The following is a 25,557-nucleotide window of genomic DNA, read 5'->3' on the forward strand; positions in this document are numbered from 1 at the left end:
TGCCATCCGTGCCACGGCAACCAAGCTGGGCCTGGCACAGCGCTACGGCGCCCGGGTACGCCTGACCGGCTCGCAGGCGCTGGCCGACGACGAATTCGCCTCGGTCAAGGAAGGCGCCGCCTTCAATGGCGCGCTGACGGTGCTGGTGGTGATCCTGATCCTGTGGCTGGCGCTGCGCTCCAAGCGGCTGATCCTGGCCGTGCTGGCCAGCCTGGCGGTCGGCCTGGCCATCACCGCGGCCCTCGGGCTGGCCATGGTGGGCGCGCTCAACATGATCTCCGTGGCCTTTGCCGTGCTGTTTGTCGGCCTGGGCGTGGATTTCGGCATCCAGTTTGGCGTGCGCTACCGCGCCGAGCGCCACGTGCACACGCTGATCGCGGATGCACTGGCCAGCACGGCACGGGCGGTCGGCGTGCCGCTGGCGCTGGCTGCCGCCGCCACGGCGGCCGCCTTCTTCTGCTTCCTGCCGACCAACTACCGCGGCGTGGCCGAGCTGGGCCAGATCGCCGGCGTGGGCATGCTGGTGGCGTTCCTCACCACCATCACGCTGTTGCCCGCGCTGATCACCGTATTCCGCCCGAAGGATGAAGCGGGACGGGTCGAAGTGCCTGGCTTCAAATGGCTGGCGCCCGCCGACGCGTTCTTCGAGCGCTATCGCAAGCCCGTGCTGCTGGCAACCGGCGCCCTGATCCTGGCGGGGTCGCCGCTGCTGATGCACCTGCGCTTCGATTTCGACCCGCTGCACCTCAAGGACCCGCATTCCGAGTCGATGGCCACCCTGCTTTCGCTCAAGGATGCGCCCCAGGCTGGCACCGATAACGTCAGCGTGCTCGCGCCCTCGCTGGCGGCCGCGCAGGCCGCCGCCGCCCGCCTGGCAGCGCTGCCTGAAGTGGCGCGCGCAGTCACGCTGCAGACCTTCATCCCCGACGACCAGCCAGCGCGGCTTGCCTTGATTGCCGCTACCTCCGCCAGCCTGATGCCGGTGCTGACGCAGGCAACGGCCACGCCTGCCAACGACACCAGGCTGGTCAATTCGCTCAAGAACGCGGCACGCCAGCTCGCGCTGGCCGCTGACGAGCACCCCGGCCCGGGCGCCGCCGAGGCGGCGCACCTGGCGGCCTCGCTGCGCAAGCTTGCGGCCGCGGATGCCGCCACCCGCGAGCGCGCCGAGCAAGCCATCGCCCAGCCGCTGCGCCTGGCGCTGGCGCGCCTGCAGCGCGCGCTATCCCCGCAGCCGATCAGCCGCGAAACGCTGCCGCCGGCGCTGGTGCGCGACTGGGTCGCCCCGGATGGCCAGGCGCTCGTCAGCGTGAGCCCCAAGCTCCCCGCAGCGGCCAAGCCGGGCGACGCCACCAGCACCAGCGATGCGCGCGACGCCGCGCTCACGCGCTTTATCGATGCCGTGCAGCGCGTCGAGCCCACCGCGGTTGGCGGCCCGATCTCGATCCGCGGCTCCGCCGACACCATCATGACGGCCTTTGCCCAGGCCGGCGTCTGGGCCGTGCTGTCGATCACGCTGCTGCTGTGGATCACGCTGCGCCGCGTCGGCGATGTGTTGCGCACGCTGGTGCCGTTGCTGGTGTCCGCGCTGGTGACGCTGGAGTTGTGCGTGGTGTTCGGCATCCCGCTCAATTTTGCTAATGTGATCGCCTTGCCGCTGCTGTTTGGCATCGGCGTGGCCTTCAAGATCTACTATGTGATTGCCTGGCGCGAGGGCAAGACCCAACTGCTGCAATCCCCGCTGACGCACGCGGTGCTGTTCAGCGCCGCCACCACCGCCGCCGCCTTCGGCAGCCTGTGGCTGTCCCAGCATCCGGGCACGGCCAGCATGGGCAAATTGCTGGCACTCGCGCTAGCATGCACGCTGGTCGGCGCTGTATTCTTCCAGCCAATCCTGATGGGACGGCCGCGCGAGCGGTCTGCCCCCGCCACCGGTCCGGCCCATTGATGTCTCGCCCCCTAAAAAAAATGACTCGCCCCGACTCTCGCCTCCCTCGCCTCCTGCCGGCGCTCTCGTTCTCGCTGTTGGTCACAGCCTGCGCCAGCGGCCCGCAAGCCAGCCCTGACGACCCCCTGGAGCCGCTCAACCGCGTGGTCTTCAAGGTCAACGACAAGGCCGACGAGTACGTGGCTACGCCGCTGGCCAAGGGTTACCGCGCTGTCACGCCGCAACCGGTGCGCACCGCGGTCACCAATTTCTATTCGAACCTCGCCGACGTCGGTAATACGGTCAACAACCTGCTGCAAGGCAAGGGTGTGGATGCGGCGGAGAGCTTCATGCGGGTGGCGGTCAACTCCGTGCTGGGCATCGGTGGCCTGATCGATATCGCCACGCCCGCCGGCATCAGCAAGCACTCCCAGGACTTCGGGCTGACGCTCGGCGTGTGGGGCGTGCCGGCCGGCCCGTACCTGGTCCTGCCGCTGTTCGGCCCCAGTTCGATTCGCGACGGGGTTGGGCTGTATGTGAATTTCCAGCTGTCCCCGACCACGTGGGTAAACGATGAAGGCGTGAAGTGGGGCCTGTGGGGCCTGGGCTTCCTGGACGCACGGACCAATGCGCTTGGCGCGACCGATCTGCTGTCGCTGGCGGCGCTGGACAAGTACAGCTTTGTGCGGGATGCGTACCGCCAGCGCAGGCAGTACCTGATCCAGGGCGGCGGCGGGAAACTGCCGGATTATGAGGATAACGATGGGCCCACGGATGGCGCGGCGCCTGCGCCGGGTGCGCCAACAGCCACCCCCGCGCCGGCAGGCGCGGATGACAAAATGCCGGAAGGCGAAGCGAAGAAGCCCTGAGCCTGGCGTCATCCTGATGCCGTGCTGCGGCGGGATGTTTCCGGGTGCAGCACCAGACAGGCTTGCGACCGGCCCAGGCCTCAGCTTCGGCCTAGGCCAAACCCCATCCCCACCCGGCCCCGGGCGGCTTGCAGCGCAAGCCTCGCCAGCCGGGCATCCCTGCCCAGGCGGATCAGGTCCGGCACCTGTCCCGGCCCCGCCAGCAGCGCCTTGAGCAACGCCCAGATATCGGTGCTGCCATCGGCGCCCATCCCCGCCACGGCGGCGGGCGGGACTTCCCGCTGCGCGGGATCTATCACCACCCGGCAGGCAGCAAACGGCAGCCCGAATTCCTCGGCGATACGCGCCGCGATATGCGACTCCATGTCGACCGCCAGCGCACCGGTGGCCGCGTGGAGTGCGCTCTTGGCGCTCACCGAAGTCACGGCCTGATCCGCACCGGCAAGGGCACCCGAGATGGCCTGCGGCAAGGCAAGGGAAAGCGCGCGCGACCAGCTTGCGTCAACGGGCCGCAATAAACTTCCGTCATGGATAGCGCTAGCGATGACCACCCGGCCAGGCAATAGCGCGGGATCCAGCCCGCCGGCCACGCCGAAGCTGATCACGCCGGCGCACGGGCGCGCCAGGCGTTGCCGCAAGCCTTGCGCCAAGGCTTCAGCGCGCAGGCCGTGCAGGGTTTCAACGCCCGGGCCGGCGGCAATGCCGGCCTCGAAGCGCATGCCGGTCACCACCAGCGTGGGACCGGCATGGCGTTGCGCCAAGGTTGGCGGTTGCGCCGGCAAGCCTGGCGCGGTCACATCCCCCACGCCACTGCCCGCGTGCCGTCGCGGCGCAGGTTGCGGTAGCGCGCCAGCGCCCATAGCGGGAAGAAACGCGCGTAGCCGTGATAGCGCAGGTAGAACACGCGGGGGAAGCCCACCGCGGTGAAGCGCGCCTCGCTCCACAGGCCATCGGCCTGCTGCATGCGCATGAGGTAATCCACGCCACGCGCCACAGCCGGATGATCGACCTGGCCCGCGGCCATCAGGCCCAGCACCGCCCATGCGGTCTGCGACGGCACGCTCGGCGCGGTCTCATAGCCCTGGTAGTCGAGGCGGTAGCTGCTGCCGTCCTCGCCCCAGCCGCCATCGGCGTTCTGGATCGAGATCAGCCAGTCGGCGGCACGGCGCATTTCAGGCGCTTCGGGCGCCATGCCGGCGGCATTGAGCGCGCACAGCGCGCTCCACGTGCCGTAGACATAGTTCGTGCCCCAGCGGCCATACCAGCTGCCGTCTGCCATCTGCTCGTCGAGCAGGTAACGCTGGGCGCGGCGGAAGGTTTCGCTGCTTGCCGCGGTTTCGCCCAGTTGCGCCAGCATCGACAGGCAGCGTGCCGAGACATCGGCGGTGGGCGGATCGAGCAAGGCACCGTGGTCCGCGAACGGGATATTGTTCAGGTACTCATGCGTGTTCTCGGGCTCGAAGGCGCCCCAGCCGCCGTTGCCGCTCTGCATGCCCGCCACCCACTCGCGCGCACGGCTGACAGCCTCCTCGTAGCGCGAACGATGGCTGGCCGGCGCCACGGCCGGCGCGGCCGCGCCGGTGCGCGCCGCGCGGTCCATGGCCATCGCCACCACGGCGGTGTCGTCCACGTCCGGGTAATGCGGGTTGGCGTACTGGAAAGCCCAGCCGCCAGGGCGTACGTCGGGTCGCCGCACGATCCAGTCGCCGCGCACGTCCAGCACCTGCAGCGGGCGTAGCCATTGCAAGCCGCGCTCGACGGCAGCCTCGGCGCGCGGGCCGCCCACTTCCAGCAAGGCGTGGCTGGCCAGCGAGGTGTCCCACACCGGTGACAGGCATGGCTGGCAGTAGGCTTCGTCGCCATGCACCACCAGCAGCTTCTCGATCGAGGCGCGGGCCACCACCACGTCGGGGTCGGTGCGCGGCACGCCGAGCACGTCGAACATCATCACGGCGTTCGCCATGGCCGGGAAGATCGCACCCAGGCCATCCTCGCCGTTCAGGCGTTCGCGCACGAACTTCTGGGCGCGGGCGATGGCGCGCGCGCGCAGGCTGCGGGGGAACAGCGGCTCCGCCACGCGCAGGCCCGCGTCCAGCGCACGGAACAAGCCAAACCAAACGCGCTTCTGATGCGGCGCGCGCGGTGCCAGCCGGGCCGCCTGGCAAGGACGGATAAACAATTCGTCGATGCCTACGCCACGCGGGTTCCTGGCCTGGGGACGCAGGCTGTTGAGCACCAGCAGCGGCACGATCACCGTGCGGGCCCAGTAGGCAACCTTGGACAGGTGGAACGGGAACCAGAGCGGCAGCAGCATGATCTCCACCGGCATCATCGGCACCGCCTGCCACGGCATCACGCCATATAGCGCGAGCAGCGTACGCGTGAAGACATTGCTGGCTTCGGCGCCGCCCATCCCGTGGATGGCGGCGCGGGCACGGCGCATAGGCTCCGACTCGGTGTCGTCGCCAATCATCTTGAGCGCGAAATACGCCTTCACGCTGGCGCTGATGTCCGAGCGGCCCTGATGGAACAGCGGCCAGCCGCCATCGGCGTTCTGGATGCGGCGCAGGTAACGCGCGATACGGGCTTCCAGCACGGTATCCGGGGTCTCGCCCAGGTAGTGCACCAGCAGTACATATTCCGCCGGAATCGTGGCGTCGGCCTCCAGCTCGAACACCCAGTGGCCATCTGGCCGCTGGGTCGCCAGCAAGGCGTCAAGCGCGCGGTCAAGCGTGCCCTCCAGCTCATCTTGCGCGGGCTCGTTCGAACTGGGGGATAGTGCAACTTGGCTCATCGGTTTCGATGTCCTCTTTTCAACAACGCAATTACGGCAATGCCGCACGGGGCCGTCAGCGGCCTTATCCGGCAGTCAATCGGCGGGATCCCCTCAGACGAGGCCATGCCGCAGCAAGATCCATAACAATCGCGGCCGCGGCACGCGCACCCGCGCACGCGGAGCGGCCCAGCCGCGTGCCAGCAAACCCTGCAGGATCACGTGGTAGACCTCGCCCATGATGCGCGGCGAACGGACCGTGCGACGCGGCGCCGCGTTCATGATGGCGAAAGCCTGGTCATAGTAGGCCTGCGCCTGCTGCGCGACTTCCAGGCACGCTTGGCCAACGGCGGGATGCCCGACGATGGCATGCGGCGCGCCGATCGGCACGCCCGCGCCAAGCAGCGCTTCGGCCGGCAGGTACACCCGGCCCAGCGCCGCATCCTCGTCGATATCGCGCAGGATATTGGTCAGTTGCAACGCGCGGCCGAGGTGATGCGCCAGCGCTACGCCGGCGTCACGCTCCATGCCGAACACCCGCACGGCAAGGCGCCCCACCGCACTGGCCACGCGGTCGCAATAGAGATCCAGCGTGGCGTGGTCCGGCGCACGGATATCGGCGTGCACGTCCATGGCCATGCCATCGACGACTGCGAGGAAATCCTCCTGCAGCAGGCCGAAGCGCTGGATCTGGGCAGTCAGCCCCCGCAATGGTGCCGGCGGCGTACCCGCATAGCACGCGGCAAGATCGGCGCGCCAGGCGTCAAGCCCGGCAAGGCGCGTGGCGCGCGGGCCGTCGCCATCGGCAATATCGTCCACTGCACGGCAAAAGCCATAGATCTCGAACATCGCCTCGCGCTGCGCGGCGGGAAGGATCTTGAGTGCGGTATGGAATGAGCTGCCGGACGATACGGCATGGCCCGCTTGCGTGACGGTTTGCACTGCGATTTCTGTTCCGGCCACGTAACTCCTCGTCACGCGTTGGACCACCGGGCTGCTTTGCTGCCTAGGCCTGGCTTGTCGCCGCGGCCCGGCACGCAGCGCCAGGCGGCATGTTTGGGGTAGTGGGCGATTATACCAAGTCCGGCCATGGGCGCTGCGTCCGGCCATGGGCGCTGCCGCCAGCCGCCGGAGGGTGTTGGTGGGGGGGCGTGCCGTGCAGCGCACTGCCGCCGCAGCGGGGCGCCGCGCTGGCCTGACGGGCCCGGCAGCGCGTTTGCCATGGCAGGCGCGTGCCTATTTGATGCGCTGGCTGGCGGGGCGGCGCTCCATCACGAATTTTCCGCGCCTTGGATCATAACGCGCTATTTCGACGTAATTGGCGTCGTTTAGCAGGTTGTTACCGCATTCGCGGGCACCCGCGCCAGCTGCCGAAGCCTGCGCGGCCAGGGCCTGCTCGGCCTCGGCGGCGTTACGCATGCGGCGCAGGTCGGCCAGCACAGGCGGCGAGATGCGATCGAGCAGACGGCTGGACCTGAGCTTGTTCATGGCGGCCTTCCTCGAAGGGATGGCGCCAGTGTAGGCCCGTGGTACGGCCGTTTGATGTGCCCTGCACCACGCACCGGAGCGTTTTTTGGGGCCTGCTCAGAACCCCAGCGGATAACCGTCCTTGCGATGGTCCGAAGCCGCCGCGTAGCCGTCCTCCAGGCGCATGGCGATTTGCGCGCCACCGAATTCCAGGTTGCCCTGCGGCGCCACGTCCACCTTGTGGCCGCGCGCGCGCAAGCCTTCCACGGTGGCGGCCGGGCAATTCCATTCCACGGCGATGGTGGCGTTGTCGTCCAGCACGCGCCAGCGCGGCGCATCGCACGCGGCCTGCGGGTTCTGGCCAAAATCCGCCAGCCGGCTGGCCATCTGCAGGTGGCCCTGCGCCTGCATCGAGCCGCCCATCACGCCGAAGCTGGCCAGCGGCGCGCCCTTGCGCATCAGGAAGCCCGGGATGATGGTGTGGAACGGCCGCTTGCCCGGGCTCACCTGGTTGGGGTGGCCCGGCTTGAGGTTGAAGCCCCAGCCGCGGTTATGCAACGCAATGCCGGTGCCGGGCACGACCACGCCGGAGCCGAAGCCTTTGAAGTTGGACTGGATGTACGACACCATCATGCCGCTCTTGTCCGCCGTGGTCAGGTACACGGTGCCACCGCTGTGGGGCTTGCCCGGGCCGGCGGCCGCCGCGCGCTCCGGGTCGATGGCCTTGGCGCGGCTGGCCAGGTAGCCGCGATCGAGCAAGTGGGCGGCCTGCACTTCGGTCATGGCCGTGTGGTCGCCCACGTATTCGTGCAGGTCGGCAAACGCCAGCTTCATGGCTTCCACCTGCACATGGATGGCGGCGGCGGAGTCCACGCCCATCGCCGCGACATCGAAATGCGCCAGCATGCCGAGCGCCATCAGCGCGCCGATGCCCTGCCCGTTCGGGCCGATCTCGAACAGCTCCAGGTCGCGATAGGACATGCTGATCGGCTGGACCCAGTCCGCGCGATGGGCGGCCAGGTCGGCCTCGGTGATCAGGCCGCCGGTAGCGCGTGCATGTGCGGCAATGCGCCCGGCCAGCTCGCCGTGATAGAAGTCGTCGCCCTTGGTCTCGGCGATGCGTGCCAGCGTCTGCGCCTGGCCCGCGCAGCTAAAGCGCTCGCCCGGCAGCGGCGCGCGCCCGTTTGGCGCGAAAGCCTGCGCAAAGCCTGGCTTGTCGATCAGCACCGGCACCTGTGCCTGCCACTGGCGGTGCACGGTGTGCGAGACCAGGAACCCGTTGCGCGCGTATTCCAGCGCGGGCTCGAAGAGTTCGGCGAACGGCAGGCTGCCGAATCTTTCCCACGTGGCGCGCCAGCCGGAGACGGCGCCAGGCACGGTCACGGTGTCCCAGCCGTTGACCGGCATGCTGTCATAGCGCGAGAAATACTCGGGCGTCCACGCCGCCGGCGCCCGCCCGCTGGCATTCAGGCCATGCAGTTCCTTGCCATCCCAGATCAGCGCAAAGGCATCGCCGCCGATCCCGTTCATGCACGGCTCGACCACGGTCAGCGCGATCGCGGTAGCCAGCGCCGCGTCCACGGCATTGCCGCCACGGGCCAGCATGCGCAGGCCTGCCGCCGCCGCCAGCGGCTGCGAGGTCGCCACCACGTTGTCGGCCAGCACGGGCACGCGTTGCGAGGGATAGGGGAAATTCCAGAAATTGGTCATGGCTTTGCGAGGCTCTGATGGTTGGGGAATCCGGCGAGCGGCTTGCACGGCAGCGCGGCCCGGATGCGTTCGTGCAGTGTTCTTGCGTGGCGGCTATTGCGCAGCGTTGCTTGCGCACCTTGGGCGGCATGCCCCTGACGTTAACTGCCGAGGCAGAGTCGGAACATGCCGGGGCGCCGCCGCTTTGGCTGCCGGCTTGTTGGCGCGCCCCTGTCATGCTGGATCTGGCTTTGCCTTGGGACGGTTTATGACTGACGGGAAGCGCAGATTCTAGGCTCGCCCGGCCCCCACCGGAATGCGGATCGGCCATAGAGCTATGCGAAAATGGAATACCGATTGCGGCGAGGCCCGGCGCCCTTGCCCGGCCTCGCCGGGTCCAGGCGCTCCCTCACCTTCCCCTTTCCGACGTTTCCGAAGGCACCTCCCATGCAGTTGAAATGGATCGACGACCTGCTGGTCCTGGAAAAGACGCGCAGCTTCTCGCGCGCCGCCGAGCTGCGCCACATCACGCAGTCGGCGCTATCGCGCCGCATCCGCTCCCTGGAGGACTGGGCCGGCGCGGTGCTGGTCGACCGCAACACCTTCCCCATGGACCTGACCCCGGCCGGCAAGCGCTTCTGCACCAGCGGGCGCGAAGCGCTCACGCTGCTGCTGGAGGCGCGCGCCACGCTGCGCCAGGAGAGCCGCATGCCTGGCAAGGCCATCCAGATTGCCGCCGGGCATACCTTGTCGCTGACCTTCCTGCCGGGCTGGCTCAAGGCGTGCCAGAAATGCTACGGCCAGTTCAATGCCCGGGTGGTGGCCGCCAACGTGCTCGAGGCCGTGGTGGCGCTGTCGGAAGGCAACTGCGACCTGATGCTGGGCTACAACCATGCGCGCGTGCCGGTATCGCTGGACCCGGACAAGTTCCGCAACCTCACCGTGGGGCACGACGTGCTGATGCCGCTGTGCGCGCCCAATGCGCGTGGCGCCCCGCTGTTCTCGCTGAGCGGCAGCGCCGCCAAGCCGATTCCCTACCTGGCCTACACCGCCGGCACCACGCTGGGCCGCATCGTCGAGGTGATCCTCGAAGACGCGCAGCCGCGCCGGCCGCTGGAGCGTTGCTACGAGGCCGATATGGCTATCCTGCTGATGAGGATGGCCATCGACGGCCACGGCGTGGCCTGGCTGCCGCGCAACACCGCGGCCGATGCGCTCGCGGCAGGTGCGCTGGTGCCGGCAGGAGACGCCGCGTGGTATTCGGCATTCGATATCTGCGCCTATCGCGCCGCCCATGCCAGCAACCCTACCCTGCTGGAGCTCTGGGAGGTGCTGGAGCGGCAAGCGCTGTAGCGCAATAGCGCCTTGGGGTGCGGCCCGGCGGGCGCGCCCCCCCTTGCCTCAGGTGCCGGAAGCGACGGTCACGAACACGGGGTTCGAATAGAACCACAGGTCGTTGTAGTTGCGCGCGTTGATGGCGTTAAAGCGCGGCGTATTTTCCGTCAGGTCCGTCTTCAGGTCGGGCAGCGGGTTGCCGTTGGCGGTCTCGCCCGGCACATTCATGCCGAGATTGGTGCCGCGCAGCCGGAAGTACTGGCTCCTGGCCGCATTGAAGGTGTAGGTCACCGTGTTGTAGCCATCCTTGTCCAGCTTCCAGTCGGCCTTGGTGAACGTGGCGATGACCTTGGTGGAGTCGTTGGTGTCCTTGCTGTAGCCCGGCGTGCCCGGCAAGGCACGCGGCGTGACATCGCCGGCGATCAGGTCGACGTGGTCCACCGTGGGCTTGACGTTGACGTTGGCGCCGCTGTCCAGCGGGTACTCGAAATTGTTGCGATCCGGGGTCTTGAAGCGGATGGTCACGGTCACGCTGTCACCGGCACGGGCCTTGAGCTCACCGCCCATCTCGCGCTTGGCGCCACTCGCGGCCACGTTGAAGTCCAGCGCGTTGATGAGGTCGCCGAACACCGAGAACGCCTTGCCGGCACGCAGTCCATCCACCACCGCCTTGATGCCGCTGCCCTCCAGCCAGACATAGTTCCGGGCGTACTCGCCGGGGAAATAGCCGCTGCTGAACAGGCCACCGGCAGCCGACCATGCCCTCCACCGCGAATGCGATGTTCGGCGCGAGGTCATTGAATTCTCGGTAGTCGGCGGCCGTGTATTTGCCCGGATTGCGCGAGGGATGGTTGATCAGCGCGTAGCTGGTGTCGGGGAAGTTGGTCTTGAGCCAGGTGAACGCCTGGACCGCATCGGCGTGGGTGGAGAAGGTGCGCGGCGCCTTGGCGTTCCAGGCCGCCACGTCCGCCGCATCGAACATGGTGTCCGGGCGGCTGGTGAAGAAGTACTCGAATTCGTTAGCGCCCTTGACCGCCGTGGCGAGCGCGGGCGAACCGCTGAAGATGCCCACGTTGACGTGGTCATGAGTGGGCATGTCCCACTCGAAAGTCGAGAAGATCAGCTTGCCGGGGTAGCGGCCATCGGCCTGCAGTTGCTTGACGGCCGGAACTTCGTAGTTGGCCAGGCCCTTCGAGAACGGGACCGATCCGCCCGGGATGGCCGTGCCCGTATGATCGCGATCCGACACGCGCAGGTGGTTCGACAAGGCCATCCAGTCGAGATTGTTAGCGGTGAAGGCCTGGTCGAGCACCGTGGTGAGCGGGCTCTGCGCGTCGTTCGATTCGATCGTGTGGACGTGCAGATCGCCGGTGGTCCACTTGCCGGTGACTTCGGCAACCGGCGGCGGCGTGACGGGCGTGCTCGGTGCGCTGGGCGCGGCCGGCGCGGTGTTGGCGGACTGTTCGCCATTGCCGTTGCAGCCGTAGAAGCCGCCGGCGATGCACAAGGAGGCCGCTAGGCCGAGGATGGATTTGGTGTGGCGCATTGGATTCGATTTCCCTGATGACACTGTTTTGTATTGACCCGGTTTGTCCGCGCGTCCTTCGTCCGGGCGCGCTGGCAAGGTTCTTGTGGGCGCAGATATTGAGCAGTGTTCATGACAGGTATATGGCGTAAAGCCGACAAATTCAGTCTTTGGGTAAATCGATATACTCAACGGGGAAAATTCGTATCATCGAGACGACATTCCGAACTACAGAATACAAAATCGCATACGCGAAGCCGCGCTTAATGCGCGCGTCATGCAAATCGGCTAGCGCCGAGAGAAGGGAGAGTCACTGCAACGAAGGGGGCCGGCCGTTGCGGCAAGCACTATAGTGAAGACTGTTTCCACCCAGCCAGAAGGATGCCGCATGAACGCCAGCCCCTATCGCACCACCGCCGTGAAGATCCTGATCGCCGCGCTGCTACCGGTGGCAGCGGCGCATGCGCAGCTCGGGGACCTGCTCAAAGGCGCCACGCAGAGCGGCACCGAGAGTTCGTCCGGCGGCCTGGGCAGCCTGGGCAGCAGTTTGGGCGGGATGGGTGGAATGCCCTCGCTGCAATCGCTGAGTTCGGGCAGTACCGGCAATGTCGCCGGGATCCTGGAGTATTGCGTGAAGAACAACTACCTTGGCGGCGCCAGCGGCGCCGCCTCGGTCAAGGACAAACTGCTGGGCAAGGTCGGCGGCGACTCGCCCACGTCGGATGCCGGCTACACCAGCGGCGCCAAGGGCATCCTGAGCAGCAGCGATGGCAAGCAGTTCGACCTGAGCGGCGGCGGCCTCAAGGAACAGGTCACCAAGCAGGTCTGCGACAAGATCCTCGCGCAGGGCAAATCGCTGCTGTAGGGCAAATGGGTTCAGCGCTGGGTTAGCGCCAGGCTAGCCCTCAGGCGGGCGACAGGCGGAAGGCCGACACGGCATGGTGCAGCGCGCCGGCCTGGTCTTCCAGGGACGTGGCGGCCGCGCTCGCCTGCTCCACCAGCGCCGCATTCTGCTGCGTCATCTGGTCCATCTGCGCGACCGCGCGATTGACCTCCTCGATGCCGGTGCGCTGCTCGGCGGTGGCCGAGGCGATGCCATCCATGATGGCCGTCACGCGGCCGACCGCGTTGACGATCTCCGCCATGGTCTGCCCGGCCTGCTCCACCAGTGCCGAGCCGCTATCGACCTGGCCCACCGACTCGACGATCAGCGTCTTGATTTCCTTGGCCGCGCCCGCGCTGCGCTGCGCCAGGTTGCGCACCTCGCCCGCCACCACCGCAAACCCGCGGCCTTGCTCGCCGGCGCGCGCGGCTTCCACCGCCGCGTTCAGCGCCAGGATATTGGTCTGGAAAGCGATGCCGTCGATTACCCCGATGATGTCATTGATCTTGCGCGAGCTGGCGGTGATGCCGCGCATCTTGTCCACCACCTGGCTGACCACGCTGCCGCCCTGCTGCGCAATCTGGGAGGCATCGGCCACGTATTGGCTAGCCTCCTTGGCGTTGTCGGCGTTCTGGCGCACGGTCGCAGTGATCTGCTCCATGCTGGCGGCGGTCTGCTGCAGCGATGCTGCCTGTTGCTCGGTGCGGCTCGACAGGTCGGTATTGCCCGAGGCAATCTCCTGCGCCGCCGAGGTGATGGAATCGGCCGATTGCTGGATGCCGGCCACCGTGCCGGCGAGCTGGTCGCGCATATGGCCGATCGCGTACATCAGGCTGGCGCGATCGTCCGGGTGGGTCTCGACGCGCGCCGTGAGGTCACCGCTGGCGATGCGCAGGGCAAGCGCCGCGGCGGTAGCGGGTTCGCCGCCCACCGAGCTCTGGATGCTGCGGATCAGCAGCGTGGCGACCGCGGAAATCACGATGCCCAGCAGCACCAGCAGCCCCAGCGATTGATACAGCGAGGAGCGGAACTGCGCCTCCACGTCATCCATGTACGTGCCAGCGACCAGGTCCCAGCCCCACGGCTTGAAGCGCGCCACGTAGCCGAGCTTGGGACTCGGCTGGTCGCTGCCCGGCTTGGGCCACCAGTAGTCCAGGTGGCCGACGCCTGCGGCCGACGCGCCGCGGGCCGCGATATCGGCATACAAGGCGTTGCCCTTGGCATCCTTGAAGCCGAGCATGTTCTTGCCATTGAGCTTGGCGTTGATGGGATGCATCAGCAGCACGGAATCCGCGCCGACGATGGTGATGTAGCCATCCTTGCCATAACGCTGCGCGGCGACGCGAGCCATGGCCTGGGCCTTGGCATCGGCCTCGGACATCTTGCCTTGGCGCGCCAGCTCGGCATAGTCGCTCACCAGGGAGAGCGACATGTCGACGATGTTAGCCAGCTCGCCGCGGCGATCGGCCATTTGCATCTGGCGGGTCTGGAAGGCGTGCATCACGGTCAGCAGCAGCAAGCCGAGCCAGGCCATCACAAGGGGAATCCAGAGCTTTTTTCGCAGGGTCAGACGATTCATGGCGTTCGCTATTCGGGACAATGGCCGGTAATGCAGGAGGCATGCGGCATCCTCGGATATCGGAACGCGGCTCGCCTTCTTTAGCGGCAGGCGGAACAAATCGGATCGAAAGCGCCATGAAGCGCGAAACATGCCACCCAAAACACCAAAATGGCGGCAGGCTGCGCCGCGCCGGAACGCTCGCGCACCAGCGCGGTGCAAAAAAACGCCTGCCATCGGCCACCGGAAACACGCGAAATACGGCTACAATGCGCCTCGCATTCCACTCAGTAATTGCAATTGACTTGCAATTGGACTGCTAAGGGTTCAAAGGTGCCCCCGGCGTGCAGCGCACGGCGGGGGTTAAACGGGAAACAGGTGCGCCGCCGGCCAGGCCGCGGCAAATCCTGTGCTGCCCCCGCAACGGTCAGCAGGTACAAAGGTGTCACGCCGCGCCCCAACAAGCTGCGGCAGCCACTGCGCATCATCGCGCGGGAAGGCGGCACCCCGGACGCGCGCCCCCTGCGGCAAGCGTCCCCCTGCGAGCCCGGATACCGGCCTTCGAACGATCATCGAGGCTGCGGACGGGCGGCCAGGCGTGAGACGGCTGGCCGCGTGCCTGGCCGTCACCGCGCTCGTCCGTGGCTGGTTCGTTTATTGCCGCCGGGCGGGGTCGCTCGCGGCCAACGATGGAAAGCCCATGTCCGCGCGCCCTCACAGTACCCGCACCGCCTCGCCGGCGGCCGTCAGTCCGCTATCGCATGGCACGCACCGCCACGTTCCCAAGCCGCGCAAGCTAGCGCACCAGTGCGCGCTCGCGCTTTCGCTGGGGGCGTTTGCCGGCCTCGGCGCGGATGCCGCCTGGGCAGCGGACGACGCGCAACCGTCAGAGCGAATGCGATCGCAGCTGTCCGGCAAGGACGCCGCCGTGCTGCCGCCGGTGGTAGTCAGCAGCGCCTCGCAGCCGCCCGGGCTGGCGCTGTCCGAGCCCACCAGCACCGGCAGCCGCTTGGGCCTGACGCCACTGGAGACCCCGGCCAGCGTGGAAGTGCTGTCCGGCGACACCATTCGCGAACGCGGCGATTTGTCGGTGCGCGAGGCCGTGACCCGCGCCACCGGCATCACCTCCAATGGCGCGCCCGGCAACGGCGGGACCGCGCTCGCGGCACGGGGCTTCGCAGGACAAGGCTCGGTGATGCAGCTGTACGATGGCACGCGCCTTTACGTGGCCTCGGGCACCGTCACCTTCCCCTTCGATACCTGGTCGGTTGACCGCATCGAAGTGCTGCGCGGCGCGGGCTCGGTCATGGTTGGCGAGGGCGCGATCGGCGGCGTGGTCAACGTGATTCCCAAGAAGCCGGTGCGCGCGCCGATCGCCAACGAGCTGCAGCTCACCGGCGGCACCCAGAAAACGGCGCGTGCCGCCTTCGACAGTGGCGGCGCGCTCAACGAGGCCCTCTCCTACCGCTTGAACGCCAACTACGGCCGCTCCGGCGGCTGGGTGGACCGGGGCGACTCGAACAGCCTGGCGGTGTCAGCCGCGGTGCGGCTGGACGTATCGCCCGAGTTCAACCTGACGCTGTCCTACGACGACGCCGACCAGCACCCGATGCAATACCTGGGCACGCCGCTGGTCAACGGCAGCCTGGACACTTCGCTGCGCAAGAAGAACTACAACGTGGGCGATGCCGAGATTACCTACCGCGACCGCTGGACCCGGCTCGCGGCGCAGTGGCAGCCCAACGAGCGCGTCACGGTGCGCAACCAGTTCTATTACCTCACCAGCCAGCGCCACTGGCGCGATGCCGAGTCCTATGCCTTCCTGCCCGCGACCGGCCAGGTGCGCCGCACCGACTACCTGGAGATCCTGCACGACCAGGAACAGGTGGGCGACCGCGCCGACCTCAAGCTCGACGGCCAGCTGTTCGGCTTGGCCAATACGGCCATGGTGGGTTTCGACGTCAACCGGATCAACTTCACCCACAGCAACAACTCGCCCTACGGCGGCGCGTCCACCGTGAACGCCTATCAGTTCGACCCGGGCCAGTTCTTCAGCCCGCCGGGCGTCGTCACGTCGCCGCGCTTGCGTACCCACACCACGCAGTACGCGCTGTTTGGCGAAGACCGCCTCAAGCTGACCCGGCAATGGTCGGTGATCGGCGGCGTGCGGCTCGACCATGCCGAACTGGAGCGCGGCAACCTGGTCTCCGGCGACGACTGGACCCGCAGCTTCAACAACGTCACCTGGCGCGCGGGCACGGTCTACGAATTCACACCCGCCTTTTCCGTCTACGCGCAGTACGCTACGGCCACCGACCCCCTTGGCGCACTGATCACCACCTCGGATGCGCAAAAGGACTTCAAGCTCGCTACCGGCAGGCAGATCGAAGCCGGGGTCAAGCAGTCGTTCTGGAACCAGCGCGGCGAGTGGACCTTTGCCGCCTACCAGATCGTCAAGAAGAACCTCCTCACGCGCGATGCCGGCAACCCGGCGCTCTCGGTGCAGGTAGGCGAGCAGTCCTCGCGCGGGCTGGAAGCCTCGGTCAGCGTGGAGCTGATGCGCGGCCTGCGCGTGGACGCCAACGGCACGGTGCTGCGCGCCCGCTACGACGACTTCGCGGAAAGCGTGAACGGCGCGCTGGTCTCGCGCAATGGCAACGTGCCGACCAGCGTGCCGCAGCAAGCGGCCAACCTGTGGCTGACATGGGCCTTCGCACCGCAGTGGCAGCTGGGCGGCGGCCTGCGCTATGTGGGCAAGCGCTACACCAACAACGCCAATACCGCCACCATGCCGTCGTACACGGTGGTGGATGCCTCACTCCAATGGCGCGTATCGCGCAAGACGGCGCTGACGCTGCGCGTATACAACCTGTTCAACCGCGACTACGCCGAGTCCTCCGGCAACAGCGGCAGCCAGTGGCTGCTGGGCCGGCCGCGCGCCGCCGAGCTGTCAGCCAACTTCTACTTCTAAGCCGGCCATGGCAAACACCTGCTGGCGCTTCACGCGCCGCTGGCTCTACCTGGTGCACCGCTGGGCCGGCATCGCTGGCAGCCTGCTGATCGCCATGTGGTTTCTTTCGGGGCTGGTCATGATGTACGTGGCCTTTCCCGCGCTGACCGACACAGAACGCCACGCCGGGCTTTCGCCGCTGGACTTGCCTGGGGTGCAAATCACACCGGATGCGGCCATGGCCAGCGCGGGCCTCGCCCGCTTTCCGCGCAGCCTGCGCCTGGAGATGATGGGCACGCACCCGGTCTACCGGATGATCGACTGGAGCGGCAAGCCGCATACCGTCTCCGCCCGCGACGCCGCGCGCATCGAGCAGGTGGACGCGGTTGCCGCGCAAGCCATCGCGCAGCGCTTTTCCGGCGCAGCCGGGGCGCGCTGGGTGGAAACCGCCGAGCGCGACCAGTGGACCGTGCCCAACGGGCTCAATCCATGGCGCCCGCTGCATCGCATCGCGCTGGACGACGCCGCTGGAACGGAGCTGTATGTGTCGGCCCGGACCGGCGAGGTGATGCGCGACACGAATCGGGCCGAGCGCCTCTGGAACTGGCTGGGTTCAGTGCCGCACTGGCTGTATTTCACGCCGGTGCGGGCCGACCCGCCGCTATGGCGACAGGTAGTGCTGTGGACGTCCGGCGTGTGCATCGCCGTGGCCGTCAGCGGCATCTGGATCGGCTGGCTGCGGCTGCGCGTGCGCCGCCGGTTTGCGCATGGCAGCGCCCGCGGCACCTCGCCCTATCACGGCTGGATGGCGTGGCACCATATCGCCGGGCTGGCCGCCTCGCTGTTCCTGCTGGCGTGGCTGGCCAGCGGCTGGCTGTCGGTCAATCCCAACCAGTGGTTTCCCGGGCGCGCGTTTGCGCAGCCAGCGCTGGAACGCTACGCCGGAGCAACCCTGCCGCGCTTTCCCGCCGGCGATGGCGCGGCGCTGGCGCGCCTGCTGCCCGGCACCGCGGCGCCCCCACGGGAGATCAGGCTGGCCTGGCAGGCCGGCGTGCCGGTCATGCTGGTGGCGACCGCGGTCACGACGCAAGCCTATCGCGCCGACACCGGCGCGCCGCTGGCGCTCCCGGCCGAGACCCTGGCGCAGGCAGCCGCGCGGCTGATGCCGGGTGCCACCGTCGCCGGCAGCGACCTGCTGCACGAGGATGACGCCTACTGGTACAGCCATCACCAGCCGCGCAAGCTGCCGGTGCTGCGCGTGCGCTTTGACGACGCCGCCGCCACGTGGGCGTACATCGACCCGGACACGGGCAACCTGCTGGGCCGCGGCGACCGCAGCCTGCGCGCCTACCGATGGCTGTTCCATGCCGCCCACAGCTGGGACTTTGGCTGGCTAGTGCGCCATCGCCCGGCCTGGGACGCGACGGTCTGGTTGCTTTCGCTTGCCGGGCTGGTAGTCTCGGTCAGTGGCGTGGTGATTGGCTGGCGCAGGTTGTTTCGCGGACGCCGGCGCCGGGCATGAGTCCCGGCCTGGCATCCATCCATCCACTTAGAATCCCCGATTTTTCACGGACCGCCCATGTTCCGCTTTCTAGCCAGCATCTTCAACGACCAGGACGCCGACGTGCGCCGCAAGGTCGCTGCGCTCTACGCCTTCCTGGTCGCCGCCAATGTGGGGGCCTGGCTGTGGGCACTGGTAGCGTTGCGCGACCACCCCATGCTGCTGGCGTCCGCGGTGCTGGCCTACACGCTCGGCCTGCGCCACGCCGTGGACGCCGACCATATCGCCGCCATCGACAACGTCACGCGCAAGCTGATGCAGGAAGGCAAGCGCCCGGTGACGGTCGGCTTCTTCTTCTCGCTTGGCCACTCCACCGTTGTCACGCTGATGTCGATCGGCATCGCGGTTGCCGCCGCCGCGCTGCAAACGCGCTTTGCAGACATGAAAGCCGTGGGCGGCATGATCGGCACCAGCGTCTCGGCGCTGTTCCTGTTCCTGCTGGCCTTCTTCAACCTGCTGATCCTGATCTCCGTGTGGCGCGCCTTTCGCGCGGTCAAGCGCGGCGAAGCGCTCAAGGAGCAGGACCTGGACCTGCTGCTGAACAACCGCGGCGTGCTCTCGCGGCTATTCCGCCCGCTGTTCCGGCTGGCCAGCCGCAGCTGGCACCTGTTCCCGATGGGACTGCTGTTTGGCCTCGGCTTCGACACCGCCACCGAGGTGGCGCTGTTCGGCCTGTCCGCCGCCGAAGCCGCCAAGGGCGTGCCGTTCTGGACCATCATGGTGTTCCCGGCCCTGTTCACCGCCGGCATGTCGCTGGTGGACACCACCGACGGCATCCTGATGCTGGGCGCCTACGGCTGGGCCTTCACCAAGCCGATCCGCAAGCTCTACTACAACATGACCATCACGCTGGTCTCGGTGGTGGTCGCGGTGGTCATCGGCGGCATCGAAGCGCTCGGGCTGATTGCCGACAAGCTCGGGCTGGAAGGGGGGCTGTGGGATGTGATCGGCGAGCTGAATGCGCATTTCGGCATGCTCGGCTATGTGATCATCGGCGTGTTCGTGCTGAGCTGGCTGATCTCGATGGTGGTGTACCGGGTCCGGCGTTACGATGAGATCGAGGTGCGGATGGGGTGAGGCGGGCGTCGCAGCTTAGCCGCTGCAACGCGAACACGAGACCGCCAACGTCGCGCGTGGCATCGGCCAGCGCATTGGCAGTCTCGACATCCCTGGTCATTTCTCGGCCACAGTCCACTCCGCACGACTCGCCGCAACCAGGACGGCCCAATCATCCGGCGGATTTCCCCGCCCGAGCATTTTTTCGAATACCGCGTAGGGATCTGACTTGCTGCCCGCAGAACGCAGAGTCTGCTCATCGTTCACCCAGGCGAACACGATCACCTTCGAGCGAGAATCGTAGCGGAAGAACAGACGGAACCGGCGCCCGACCTTCGCCCGCCGCCAGTGCCGGTATGCCTCGCCAAGGGTATTGCCTTGCCGGAACTCTTCCCGTGAAGGGTCTCCGGGCACAACGTCCAATATCAACTGGCTCAAGGCGCGGAACAGTTTGACGTTGGCATTGCGATCGCATCCCACTGGGTCATTCTGTCGCGCGCGCTGCGCTGCCCCGTGCAACTTCCGCAGTTGTTCAATCACCCCCTCATGAAACAGTAACGTCCAGCCATGGCGTTGCATCAGAGTTCCACGTCGCCGTCAATGTCCTGATCGAGCCTCTCCCCATGCCCGGCGTTCGCCAGCATGGCGTGAGCCAGATCCTCCGGCAGCGTCTGCAGGTGTCTCCCCGCACGGATATCGGCTTCCAGGAGGCGCAGAAAAGCACCGATCGCCGGATCACCGTGTTCCGCATCGGCCCGCGTGACGACGATCTCTCCGTCACGTAGATCGAACGCCACTTTTCCGCCTGCGTCCACGCCCAGTACCTGTCGGATGGGCTTGGGGAGGGTGAGTTGCCCTTTGGAAGTCAAAGTAGCCACTTCGTGGATGTCGTGCATAGTGCGTCTCCGGGTAGCAGGATCGGCTCGGTGCGTTTGGCCGCGAGCGTGCGTGGCCAGTGAATGCGCAAGCCTGCCGGGCGGCCTCGGGGAGAGGCGATGCGGGGTGCTTGCCACCGGTTGCCGCCTTGCCCGGAATCGGCGGCGGCCTGCCGGTGGCTCAGGCTTTTTTTGCGGGTAGCGGCCTCACGGATTTGACGGCGGCGATGCCTGTCGCGCTGCCCGCCGATGGCGGCGGCAGCGCTCCCCAGGGGTTGCCGGCGTCCGCCGCGCCGGTGTCGGCCCTATCGCCCCTGCCATCGCTGGCACGGCCGGATTCGCCGGCATCGCTGGCATCGCCATGCCTGTCGGCATCGGGCGCCGCCTGGCGCCGATGGTGCAGCACCAGTTCCGCCACGGCATCCACATGCGCGGGCACCACCGCCGCGTCGCATTGCAGGGCCGCCAGCGCGCGTGCCGCGCGCAGCATCACCAGGTCGGCGCGCACGCCGTCGACGGCGGCGGCCAGGCACAGGTGGCTGACACGCTCGTGCACGGCATCGCTGAACGACAACGCGGACAGCGCGGCGCGCGCCAGGCGCACCTGCCGCGTGAGCGTTTCCTGCTCAGTGGCAAAGCGGGCGCGCAGGGCCGCCGGATCGGTGTCGAAGGCGAGCCGCGCCTTGACGATGGCCTGGCGCTGCGCGGTATCGGCGCAGTTCTCCAGCGCCAGCGACAAGCCGAAACGGTCCAGCAGTTGCGGGCGCAACTCGCCCTCTTCCGGGTTCATGGTGCCAATCAGCACGAAGCTCGCCTCGTGCTGGTGCGACACGCCGTCGCGCTCCACCACGTTGACGCCGCTGGCGGCTACGTCCAGCAACTGGTCGACGAGGTGGTCCGGCAGCAGGTTGACTTCATCCACGTAAAGCACGCCCTGATGCGCGCGCGCCAACAGGCCGGGCGCGAAGCGCACCTCGCCCTCTTTCAGCACATGGCCGAGGTCGAGCGTGCCGATCAGTTGTTCCTCGCTGGCGCCCAGCGGCAGCGTCACAAACTGGCCTTCGGGCAGCAGTTCGGCCAGCGCGCGCGCGGCGGTCGACTTGGCCGTGCCGCGCGGGCCGCCAACCAGCACGCCGCCGATGCCGGGATCCACCGCGGCGAGCAGCAGCGCTTGCTGCAGGCGCTGCTGGCCGACCAGGGCGCTGAAGGGAAATGGCACGCGGGCGAGCCGGGTGGTCGCGTTCATGAGGAAATTCCTTCAAGCGCCTGCTCGCTGTCGAGCAGGTGTTGTTCGAGTTGGGCACGGCGCTCGCCCGGCTCCTGCCACAGGCCGCGCTGCGCCGCTTCCAGCAGGCGCTCGCAGATGGCATGCAGCGCGCGCGGATTGTGCTGGCGCAGGAAGGCGCGGGTGTCGGCATCGTTCACATAGGCATCGGTCACCAGCGCGTACTGGTGATCGCCCACCACGCGGGTGGTGGCATCGAAGCCGAACAGGTAGTCCACCGTGGCGGCCATCTCGAACGCCCCTTTGTAGCCGTGCCGCTTGACGCCGTCGATCCACTTGGGATTGACCACGCGCGCACGGATCACGCGGCTGATTTCTTCCTGCAGGGTGCGGATGCGCGGTGTCGCCGGGTTGCTATGATCGCCATGGTAGATCGCCGGCTGGGCGCCGCCGAACTCGCGCGCGGCCGCCACCATGCCGCCCTGGAACTGGTAGTAGTCGTTGGCGTCGAGCAGGTCGTGCTCGCGGTTGTCCTGGTTCTGCACCACCGCATCGAGGCTCGACAAGCGTTCGGCAAAACTGGCGCGCGCCTCGACGCCATCCGTGCCTTGCCCATAGGCGTAGCCGCCGGCATGCAGGTAGGCCTGCGCCAGGTCCTTGTCGTCCTGCCAATCGCGGCTGTCGATCAGGTCCTGCAGGCCGGTGCCGTAGCCGCCCGGGCGCGCGCCGAACACGCGCCAGCCGGCGCGGCGGCGCGCGTCGTGTGCGGGCACGCCCTGCGCTTCCAGCCGTGCGCACTCGCTTTGCACGCGCGCACGCACGGGGTTGAGTTCGGCCGGCTCGTCCAGTTCGGCCACCGCCTGCACGGCGGCATCGAACAGGCGCATGACGTTGGCAAAGGCATCGCGGAAGAACCCCGACACGCGCAAGGTCACGTCAACGCGCGGACGGTCGAAGATCGCCATCGGCAGGATCTCGAAATCGGTCACGCGGTAGCTGCCGGGCGCCCACTTCGGCCGCACGCCCAGCAGGGCGAACGCTTGCGCGATGTCGTCGCCGCCGCTGCGCATGGTGGCGGTGCCCCATACGGACAGGCCGATCGACCGCGGATATTCGCCGTGCTCCTGCAAGTGCCGCTCGATCAGCTGGTTGGCGGACTTCAGGCCCAGCGTCCAGGCCGTGCGGGTGGGCACCGCGCGCGTATCGACCGAGTAGAAATTGCGCCCGGTAGGCAGTACGTCGGGCCGTCCGCGCGAGGGCGCGCCGCTGGGGCCGGGTGGGACGAAGCGCCCAGCCAGGCCGCGCGACAGTTGCAGCATTTCCTGTGGGCCGCAGGCATCCAGGCGCGGCATCACGTCCCGCTGCAGGCGTGCCAGCACGGCAGCGGTCCGCGGCAGGGAACGCGCCATGTCGCCGTCGAAGCCTGCCGCTTCAAGCCATTCCGTGGCCAGCATCTCCAGCCGCTCGCGCGTATCGCCGTGATGGCGCCACGGCCCTGCGTCGAGCGCCGCCATTTGCGCCGGACGCGGCCCTTCCCATGGCGCGGACCAGTCGGCATCGAGCGGATCGAAGCCATCGCCCAATGCCAGGTCGGCGGCCAACGCCGCCAGCAAGCTGGCTTGCGCGCCCTTGCCGTCGCCCACCGGGAAGCGCCCGAGCGCCAGCAGCGTATCGCGCCGCTGGCGGCCCGCCGGCGATACGCCGAACACATGCAGGCCATCGCGGATCTGCGATTCCTTCAGCTCGCACAGGTAAGCGTCGGTACGATTGAGCAGCGCATCTTCGCCGCCGATGTCGGCTGGCGCTTCCAGCCCCAGCTCGCGATGCAGCTGCTGGTCCACGATCCGCTTCAGGATCTCCTTGCGCAAGATCCGCGCGCGGCGCGGGTCCACCGCCAGCGCCTCGTAGTATTCGTCGACCTGCCGCTCCAGGTCCTGCAGCGGGCCATAGCTCTCGGCGCGCGTGAGCGGCGGCATCAGGTGATCGATGATCACGGCCTGCGCGCGCCGCTTGGCCTGCGCGCCCTCGCCCGGGTCATTGACGATAAACGGGTAGAGATGCGGCAGCGGCCCGAGGATGGCATCGGGCCAGCAGGTATCGGCCAGCGCCACGCTCTTGCCGGGCAGCCACTCCAGGTTGCCGTGCTTGCCCACGTGGACGATGGCGTCGGCGCCGAAGCTGTGGCGCAGCCAGAAGTAGAAGGCGAGATAGCCATGCGGCGGCACCAGGTCGGCGTCGTGGTAGCTGGCGTAGCTCTGGGTGCCCTCGTCTGCGGCCCGCGCGTACGCGCGGGCTGGCTGCAGCCCGACGAAGAAGTGGCCGCTGCGCACGCCGGCGATCATGAAGCGGCCCTGGCGCACCATCGGGTCCTGGTCCGGGCTGCCCCAGCGCTGCGCAATGGCGCGCTGGTTGCCCGCCGGCAGGCGGCTCAGGTGAGCCAGGTAGTCGGCCATTGGCAGGCTCTGGAAAGCCGGCCGCAGGTCGCGTTGCGCAAGGTCGTTGGTGATGCCCTGGGTAAGCCCGCGCATCAGGTCGTCGCCATCGGCGGGCAGGCCCTCGCAGTGGTAGCCCTGCTCGCGCAGCATGCGAAGGATGCCAACCACCGAGGCCGGCGTATCCAGCCCCACGCCGTTGCCGATGCGCCCTTCATTGGCCGGATAGTTGGCCAGCACCAGCGCCACGCGCTTGTCGGTGTTGTCCAGCTGGCGCAGGCGGCACCAGCGGCGGCTCAGCTCGGCCACGAAGGCGATGCGCTCCGCATCGGGCTGGTAGCGCACCACGTCGACCTCGGTATAGGGACAGCGATAGGCCAGCCCCTTGAAGCTGACTGCGCGCGTGATGATGCGGCCGTCCACCTCGGGCATGGCGATATGCATGGCCACATCGCGCGGGCCCAGGCCCTGGCTGTCCTGCAGCCAGTCTTCGCGGTTGCCGCCGCTCAGGATCACCTGCAGCACCGGCGCGTCGCCGGCGAGCGCCAGGGTTTCAGGCGCGTCCAGCGACGAGACGGCGAACGCCGTGGTGTTCAGCACCAACGCCGCGCCGTGCCCCGCGCACAAGTGCTGCAGCACCTCGCGGCACAGGGTGTCCTTGAGCGAATTGACCGCCAGCGGCAGCGGGTTCATGCCCTCTGCGCGCAAGGCCGCGATGAGGGCATCGAACACGGCAGTGTTGCCAGCCTGCAGGTGGGCGCGGTAGAACACCAGGGCCACGACCGGCGCGTCGGCATGGCCATCCTGCGCCCACTCCCGCTGCCAGTCCGCCGCCGTCGCCACGCCGTGTGCCGGATGATAGATCGCCGCCTGCGGCAGCACGCGTGGCTGCAGCGGCAGCACGCGTGGCTGCAGCGCGGGCTCGCCCCAGCCGAAGGCGTGATGCGCCAGGCAGCGGAAGAACTGCTCGGCGTTGTCCGCACCGCCCTCGCGCAGGTAGCGCCACAGGTTGCTGGCCAGCGCTTGCGGCGCGTTGCCGCGCGCGCGCAGGTTAGCGTCCTCGGCCAGGTCGCCGGAGAACATCACCAGCAGCTGGTTGCGCGAGCGCGCCAGTTCGCTCAGCCGCTCCAGGCCATAGGGCCAGTCGCTGTCGCCGCCAAGATGGTCGACCACCACCACGCGCGCGTGCTGCAACACGTCTTCCACATACATGTCGAGCGAAGCCGGCTGGCGCAGGTACATCTGGTTGGCCAGCCGCACCGTGGGGAAATCCTCTCCCAGGCGCGGGAAGGCCCCGGCCAGTAAGGACAGCGTGGTATCCGCCGCGCTGAGCACCACGATTTGCGCCGGGCTTTGTTCAATGCGCACCACGCCGGCGTTGTCGTCGACGAAGCCGCCCGGGCGGGTGGAAAGCAGGTGCATCGGGTACCTG

At 68.0% G+C, this 25,557-nt stretch carries 19 protein-coding genes and 1 riboswitch; of the genes, 7 read left to right on the top strand and 12 right to left on the bottom strand.

The features are described 5' to 3' along the window. Together OR16_RS13260 and OR16_RS13265 are read left to right on the top strand one after the other, a co-directional pair. Positions 1 to 1,948 (top strand): MMPL family transporter (locus OR16_RS13260; protein ID WP_006158468.1); only part of this gene is annotated, 1,948 nt, incomplete at its 5' end. 20 nt (positions 1,949 to 1,968) lie between these two features. Next, positions 1,969 to 2,796 carry an MlaA family lipoprotein gene (locus tag OR16_RS13265; protein WP_050982964.1) on the top strand — a complete coding sequence of 276 codons (828 nt, stop codon included), beginning with the start codon at positions 1,969 to 1,971 and terminating at the stop codon, positions 2,794 to 2,796. Between the two features lie 80 nt (positions 2,797 to 2,876). Here OR16_RS13265 and OR16_RS13270 read toward each other — a convergent pair whose 3' ends face one another. From OR16_RS13270 to OR16_RS13290, 5 genes are all read right to left on the bottom strand, one after another. Then, entirely contained in the window at positions 2,877 to 3,656 is a 780-nt protein-coding gene (locus OR16_RS13270; protein WP_006158470.1) for a phosphorylase, read from the bottom strand. Continuing rightward, positions 3,590 to 5,590, bottom strand: a complete 2,001-nt coding sequence (gene shc / locus OR16_RS13275; protein WP_006158471.1) for a squalene--hopene cyclase — start codon at positions 5,588 to 5,590, stop codon at positions 3,590 to 3,592. Before shc ends, OR16_RS13270 begins: the two co-directional genes overlap by 67 nt. Before the next feature lie 93 nt (positions 5,591 to 5,683). Continuing rightward, positions 5,684 to 6,532 carry a presqualene diphosphate synthase HpnD gene (hpnD, locus tag OR16_RS13280; protein WP_043419622.1) on the bottom strand — a complete coding sequence of 283 codons (849 nt, stop codon included), beginning with the start codon at positions 6,530 to 6,532 and terminating at the stop codon, positions 5,684 to 5,686. A 273-nt stretch (positions 6,533 to 6,805) separates the two neighbouring features. Next, a complete protein-coding gene (locus OR16_RS13285) occupies positions 6,806 to 7,057 on the bottom strand; it encodes a hypothetical protein (protein WP_006158473.1) in 252 nt (83 codons plus the stop codon). A 96-nt stretch (positions 7,058 to 7,153) separates the two neighbouring features. Then, positions 7,154 to 8,746, bottom strand: coding sequence for a gamma-glutamyltransferase family protein (locus OR16_RS13290; protein ID WP_006158474.1), 1,593 nt, complete (start codon positions 8,744 to 8,746; stop codon positions 7,154 to 7,156). Positions 8,747 to 9,172: 426 nt separating this feature from the next. Here OR16_RS13290 and OR16_RS13295 point away from each other — a divergent pair, with 426 nt between their 5' ends. Next, complete coding sequence (locus tag OR16_RS13295; RefSeq protein WP_006158475.1) at positions 9,173 to 10,078, top strand: LysR substrate-binding domain-containing protein; 906 nt, start codon at positions 9,173 to 9,175, stop codon at positions 10,076 to 10,078. Positions 10,079 to 10,126: 48 nt separating this feature from the next. Here OR16_RS13295 and OR16_RS45705 read toward each other — a convergent pair whose 3' ends face one another. After that, a complete protein-coding gene (locus OR16_RS45705) occupies positions 10,127 to 10,690 on the bottom strand; it encodes a hypothetical protein (protein ID WP_237717051.1) in 564 nt (187 codons plus the stop codon). Then, positions 10,617 to 11,606: a hypothetical protein gene (locus OR16_RS45710; protein WP_237717052.1), complete on the bottom strand. Its 990-nt coding sequence runs from the start codon at positions 11,604 to 11,606 to the stop codon at positions 10,617 to 10,619. Before OR16_RS45710 ends, OR16_RS45705 begins: the two co-directional genes overlap by 74 nt. Positions 11,607 to 11,973: 367 nt before the next feature. On the opposite strand from OR16_RS45710, the gene OR16_RS13305 reads away from it, so the two are divergent. Beyond that, positions 11,974 to 12,450, top strand: a complete 477-nt coding sequence (locus OR16_RS13305) for a DUF2501 domain-containing protein (protein ID WP_006158476.1) — start codon at positions 11,974 to 11,976, stop codon at positions 12,448 to 12,450. Between the two features lie 40 nt (positions 12,451 to 12,490). Here OR16_RS13305 and OR16_RS13310 read toward each other — a convergent pair whose 3' ends face one another. Beyond that, positions 12,491 to 14,047, bottom strand: a complete 1,557-nt coding sequence (locus tag OR16_RS13310; protein WP_006158477.1) for a methyl-accepting chemotaxis protein — start codon at positions 14,045 to 14,047, stop codon at positions 12,491 to 12,493. Between the two features lie 293 nt (positions 14,048 to 14,340). After that, a riboswitch (cobalamin riboswitch) is annotated at positions 14,341 to 14,603 on the top strand. A gap of 123 nt (positions 14,604 to 14,726) precedes the next feature. On the opposite strand from OR16_RS13310, the gene OR16_RS13315 reads away from it, so the two are divergent. From OR16_RS13315 to OR16_RS13325, 3 genes are read left to right on the top strand one after another with little or no spacing between them, the layout of a single operon-like run. After that, on the top strand, positions 14,727 to 16,997 hold the full coding sequence (locus tag OR16_RS13315; RefSeq protein WP_006158478.1) for a TonB-dependent receptor: 2,271 nt from the start codon (positions 14,727 to 14,729) through the stop codon (positions 16,995 to 16,997). A 7-nt stretch (positions 16,998 to 17,004) separates the two neighbouring features. Then, entirely contained in the window at positions 17,005 to 18,498 is a 1,494-nt protein-coding gene (locus OR16_RS13320; RefSeq protein WP_006158479.1) for a PepSY-associated TM helix domain-containing protein, read from the top strand. 57 nt (positions 18,499 to 18,555) lie between these two features. Continuing rightward, positions 18,556 to 19,614 (top strand): HoxN/HupN/NixA family nickel/cobalt transporter, encoded by a 1,059-nt coding sequence (locus tag OR16_RS13325; RefSeq protein WP_006158480.1) that lies wholly within the window; start codon positions 18,556 to 18,558, stop codon positions 19,612 to 19,614. A gap of 96 nt (positions 19,615 to 19,710) precedes the next feature. On the opposite strand, the gene OR16_RS13330 is transcribed toward OR16_RS13325, so the two are convergent. From OR16_RS13330 to cobN, 4 genes are all read right to left on the bottom strand, one after another. After that, complete coding sequence (locus OR16_RS13330; RefSeq protein ID WP_006158481.1) at positions 19,711 to 20,172, bottom strand: type II toxin-antitoxin system YhaV family toxin; 462 nt, start codon at positions 20,170 to 20,172, stop codon at positions 19,711 to 19,713. Beyond that, positions 20,172 to 20,489 carry a type II toxin-antitoxin system PrlF family antitoxin gene (locus OR16_RS13335; protein ID WP_006158482.1) on the bottom strand — a complete coding sequence of 106 codons (318 nt, stop codon included), beginning with the start codon at positions 20,487 to 20,489 and terminating at the stop codon, positions 20,172 to 20,174. Before OR16_RS13335 ends, OR16_RS13330 begins: the two co-directional genes overlap by 1 nt. 160 nt (positions 20,490 to 20,649) lie before the next feature. Further along, a complete protein-coding gene (locus OR16_RS13340) occupies positions 20,650 to 21,714 on the bottom strand; it encodes an ATP-binding protein (protein WP_006158483.1) in 1,065 nt (354 codons plus the stop codon). Continuing rightward, positions 21,711 to 25,547 (bottom strand): cobaltochelatase subunit CobN, encoded by a 3,837-nt coding sequence (gene cobN, locus OR16_RS13345; RefSeq protein ID WP_006158484.1) that lies wholly within the window; start codon positions 25,545 to 25,547, stop codon positions 21,711 to 21,713. Before cobN ends, OR16_RS13340 begins: the two co-directional genes overlap by 4 nt. Between the last annotated feature and the right edge of the window lie 10 nt (positions 25,548 to 25,557).

This window comes from Cupriavidus basilensis OR16, from assembly GCF_000243095.1.
Classification (GTDB): Bacteria; Pseudomonadota; Gammaproteobacteria; order Burkholderiales; family Burkholderiaceae; genus Cupriavidus; species Cupriavidus basilensis_D.

What these genes read in the sequence shown, in the direction of transcription:
- OR16_RS13265 (WP_050982964.1), top strand. Translation starts at nt 1,969, where the DNA reads ATGACTCGCCCCGACTCTCGCCTCCCTCGCCTCCTGCCGGCGCTCTCG.
- OR16_RS13270 (WP_006158470.1), bottom strand. Translation starts at nt 3,656, where the DNA reads ATGGGCGCTGGCGCGCTACCGCAACCTGCGCCGCGACGGCACGCGGGC.
- shc (WP_006158471.1), bottom strand. Translation starts at nt 5,590, where the DNA reads ATGAGCCAAGTTGCACTATCCCCCAGTTCGAACGAGCCCGCGCAAGAT.
- OR16_RS13285 (WP_006158473.1), bottom strand. Translation starts at nt 7,057, where the DNA reads ATGAACAAGCTCAGGTCCAGCCGTCTGCTCGATCGCATCTCGCCGCCT.
- OR16_RS13290 (WP_006158474.1), bottom strand. Translation starts at nt 8,746, where the DNA reads ATGACCAATTTCTGGAATTTCCCCTATCCCTCGCAACGCGTGCCCGTG.
- OR16_RS13295 (WP_006158475.1), top strand. Translation starts at nt 9,173, where the DNA reads ATGCAGTTGAAATGGATCGACGACCTGCTGGTCCTGGAAAAGACGCGC.
- OR16_RS45710 (WP_237717052.1), bottom strand. Translation starts at nt 11,606, where the DNA reads ATGCGCCACACCAAATCCATCCTCGGCCTAGCGGCCTCCTTGTGCATC.
- OR16_RS13305 (WP_006158476.1), top strand. Translation starts at nt 11,974, where the DNA reads ATGAACGCCAGCCCCTATCGCACCACCGCCGTGAAGATCCTGATCGCC.
- OR16_RS13310 (WP_006158477.1), bottom strand. Translation starts at nt 14,047, where the DNA reads ATGAATCGTCTGACCCTGCGAAAAAAGCTCTGGATTCCCCTTGTGATG.
- OR16_RS13315 (WP_006158478.1), top strand. Translation starts at nt 14,727, where the DNA reads ATGTCCGCGCGCCCTCACAGTACCCGCACCGCCTCGCCGGCGGCCGTC.
- OR16_RS13320 (WP_006158479.1), top strand. Translation starts at nt 17,005, where the DNA reads ATGGCAAACACCTGCTGGCGCTTCACGCGCCGCTGGCTCTACCTGGTG.
- OR16_RS13325 (WP_006158480.1), top strand. Translation starts at nt 18,556, where the DNA reads ATGTTCCGCTTTCTAGCCAGCATCTTCAACGACCAGGACGCCGACGTG.
- OR16_RS13330 (WP_006158481.1), bottom strand. Translation starts at nt 20,172, where the DNA reads ATGCAACGCCATGGCTGGACGTTACTGTTTCATGAGGGGGTGATTGAA.
- OR16_RS13335 (WP_006158482.1), bottom strand. Translation starts at nt 20,489, where the DNA reads ATGCACGACATCCACGAAGTGGCTACTTTGACTTCCAAAGGGCAACTC.
- OR16_RS13340 (WP_006158483.1), bottom strand. Translation starts at nt 21,714, where the DNA reads ATGAACGCGACCACCCGGCTCGCCCGCGTGCCATTTCCCTTCAGCGCC.
- cobN (WP_006158484.1), bottom strand. Translation starts at nt 25,547, where the DNA reads ATGCACCTGCTTTCCACCCGCCCGGGCGGCTTCGTCGACGACAACGCC.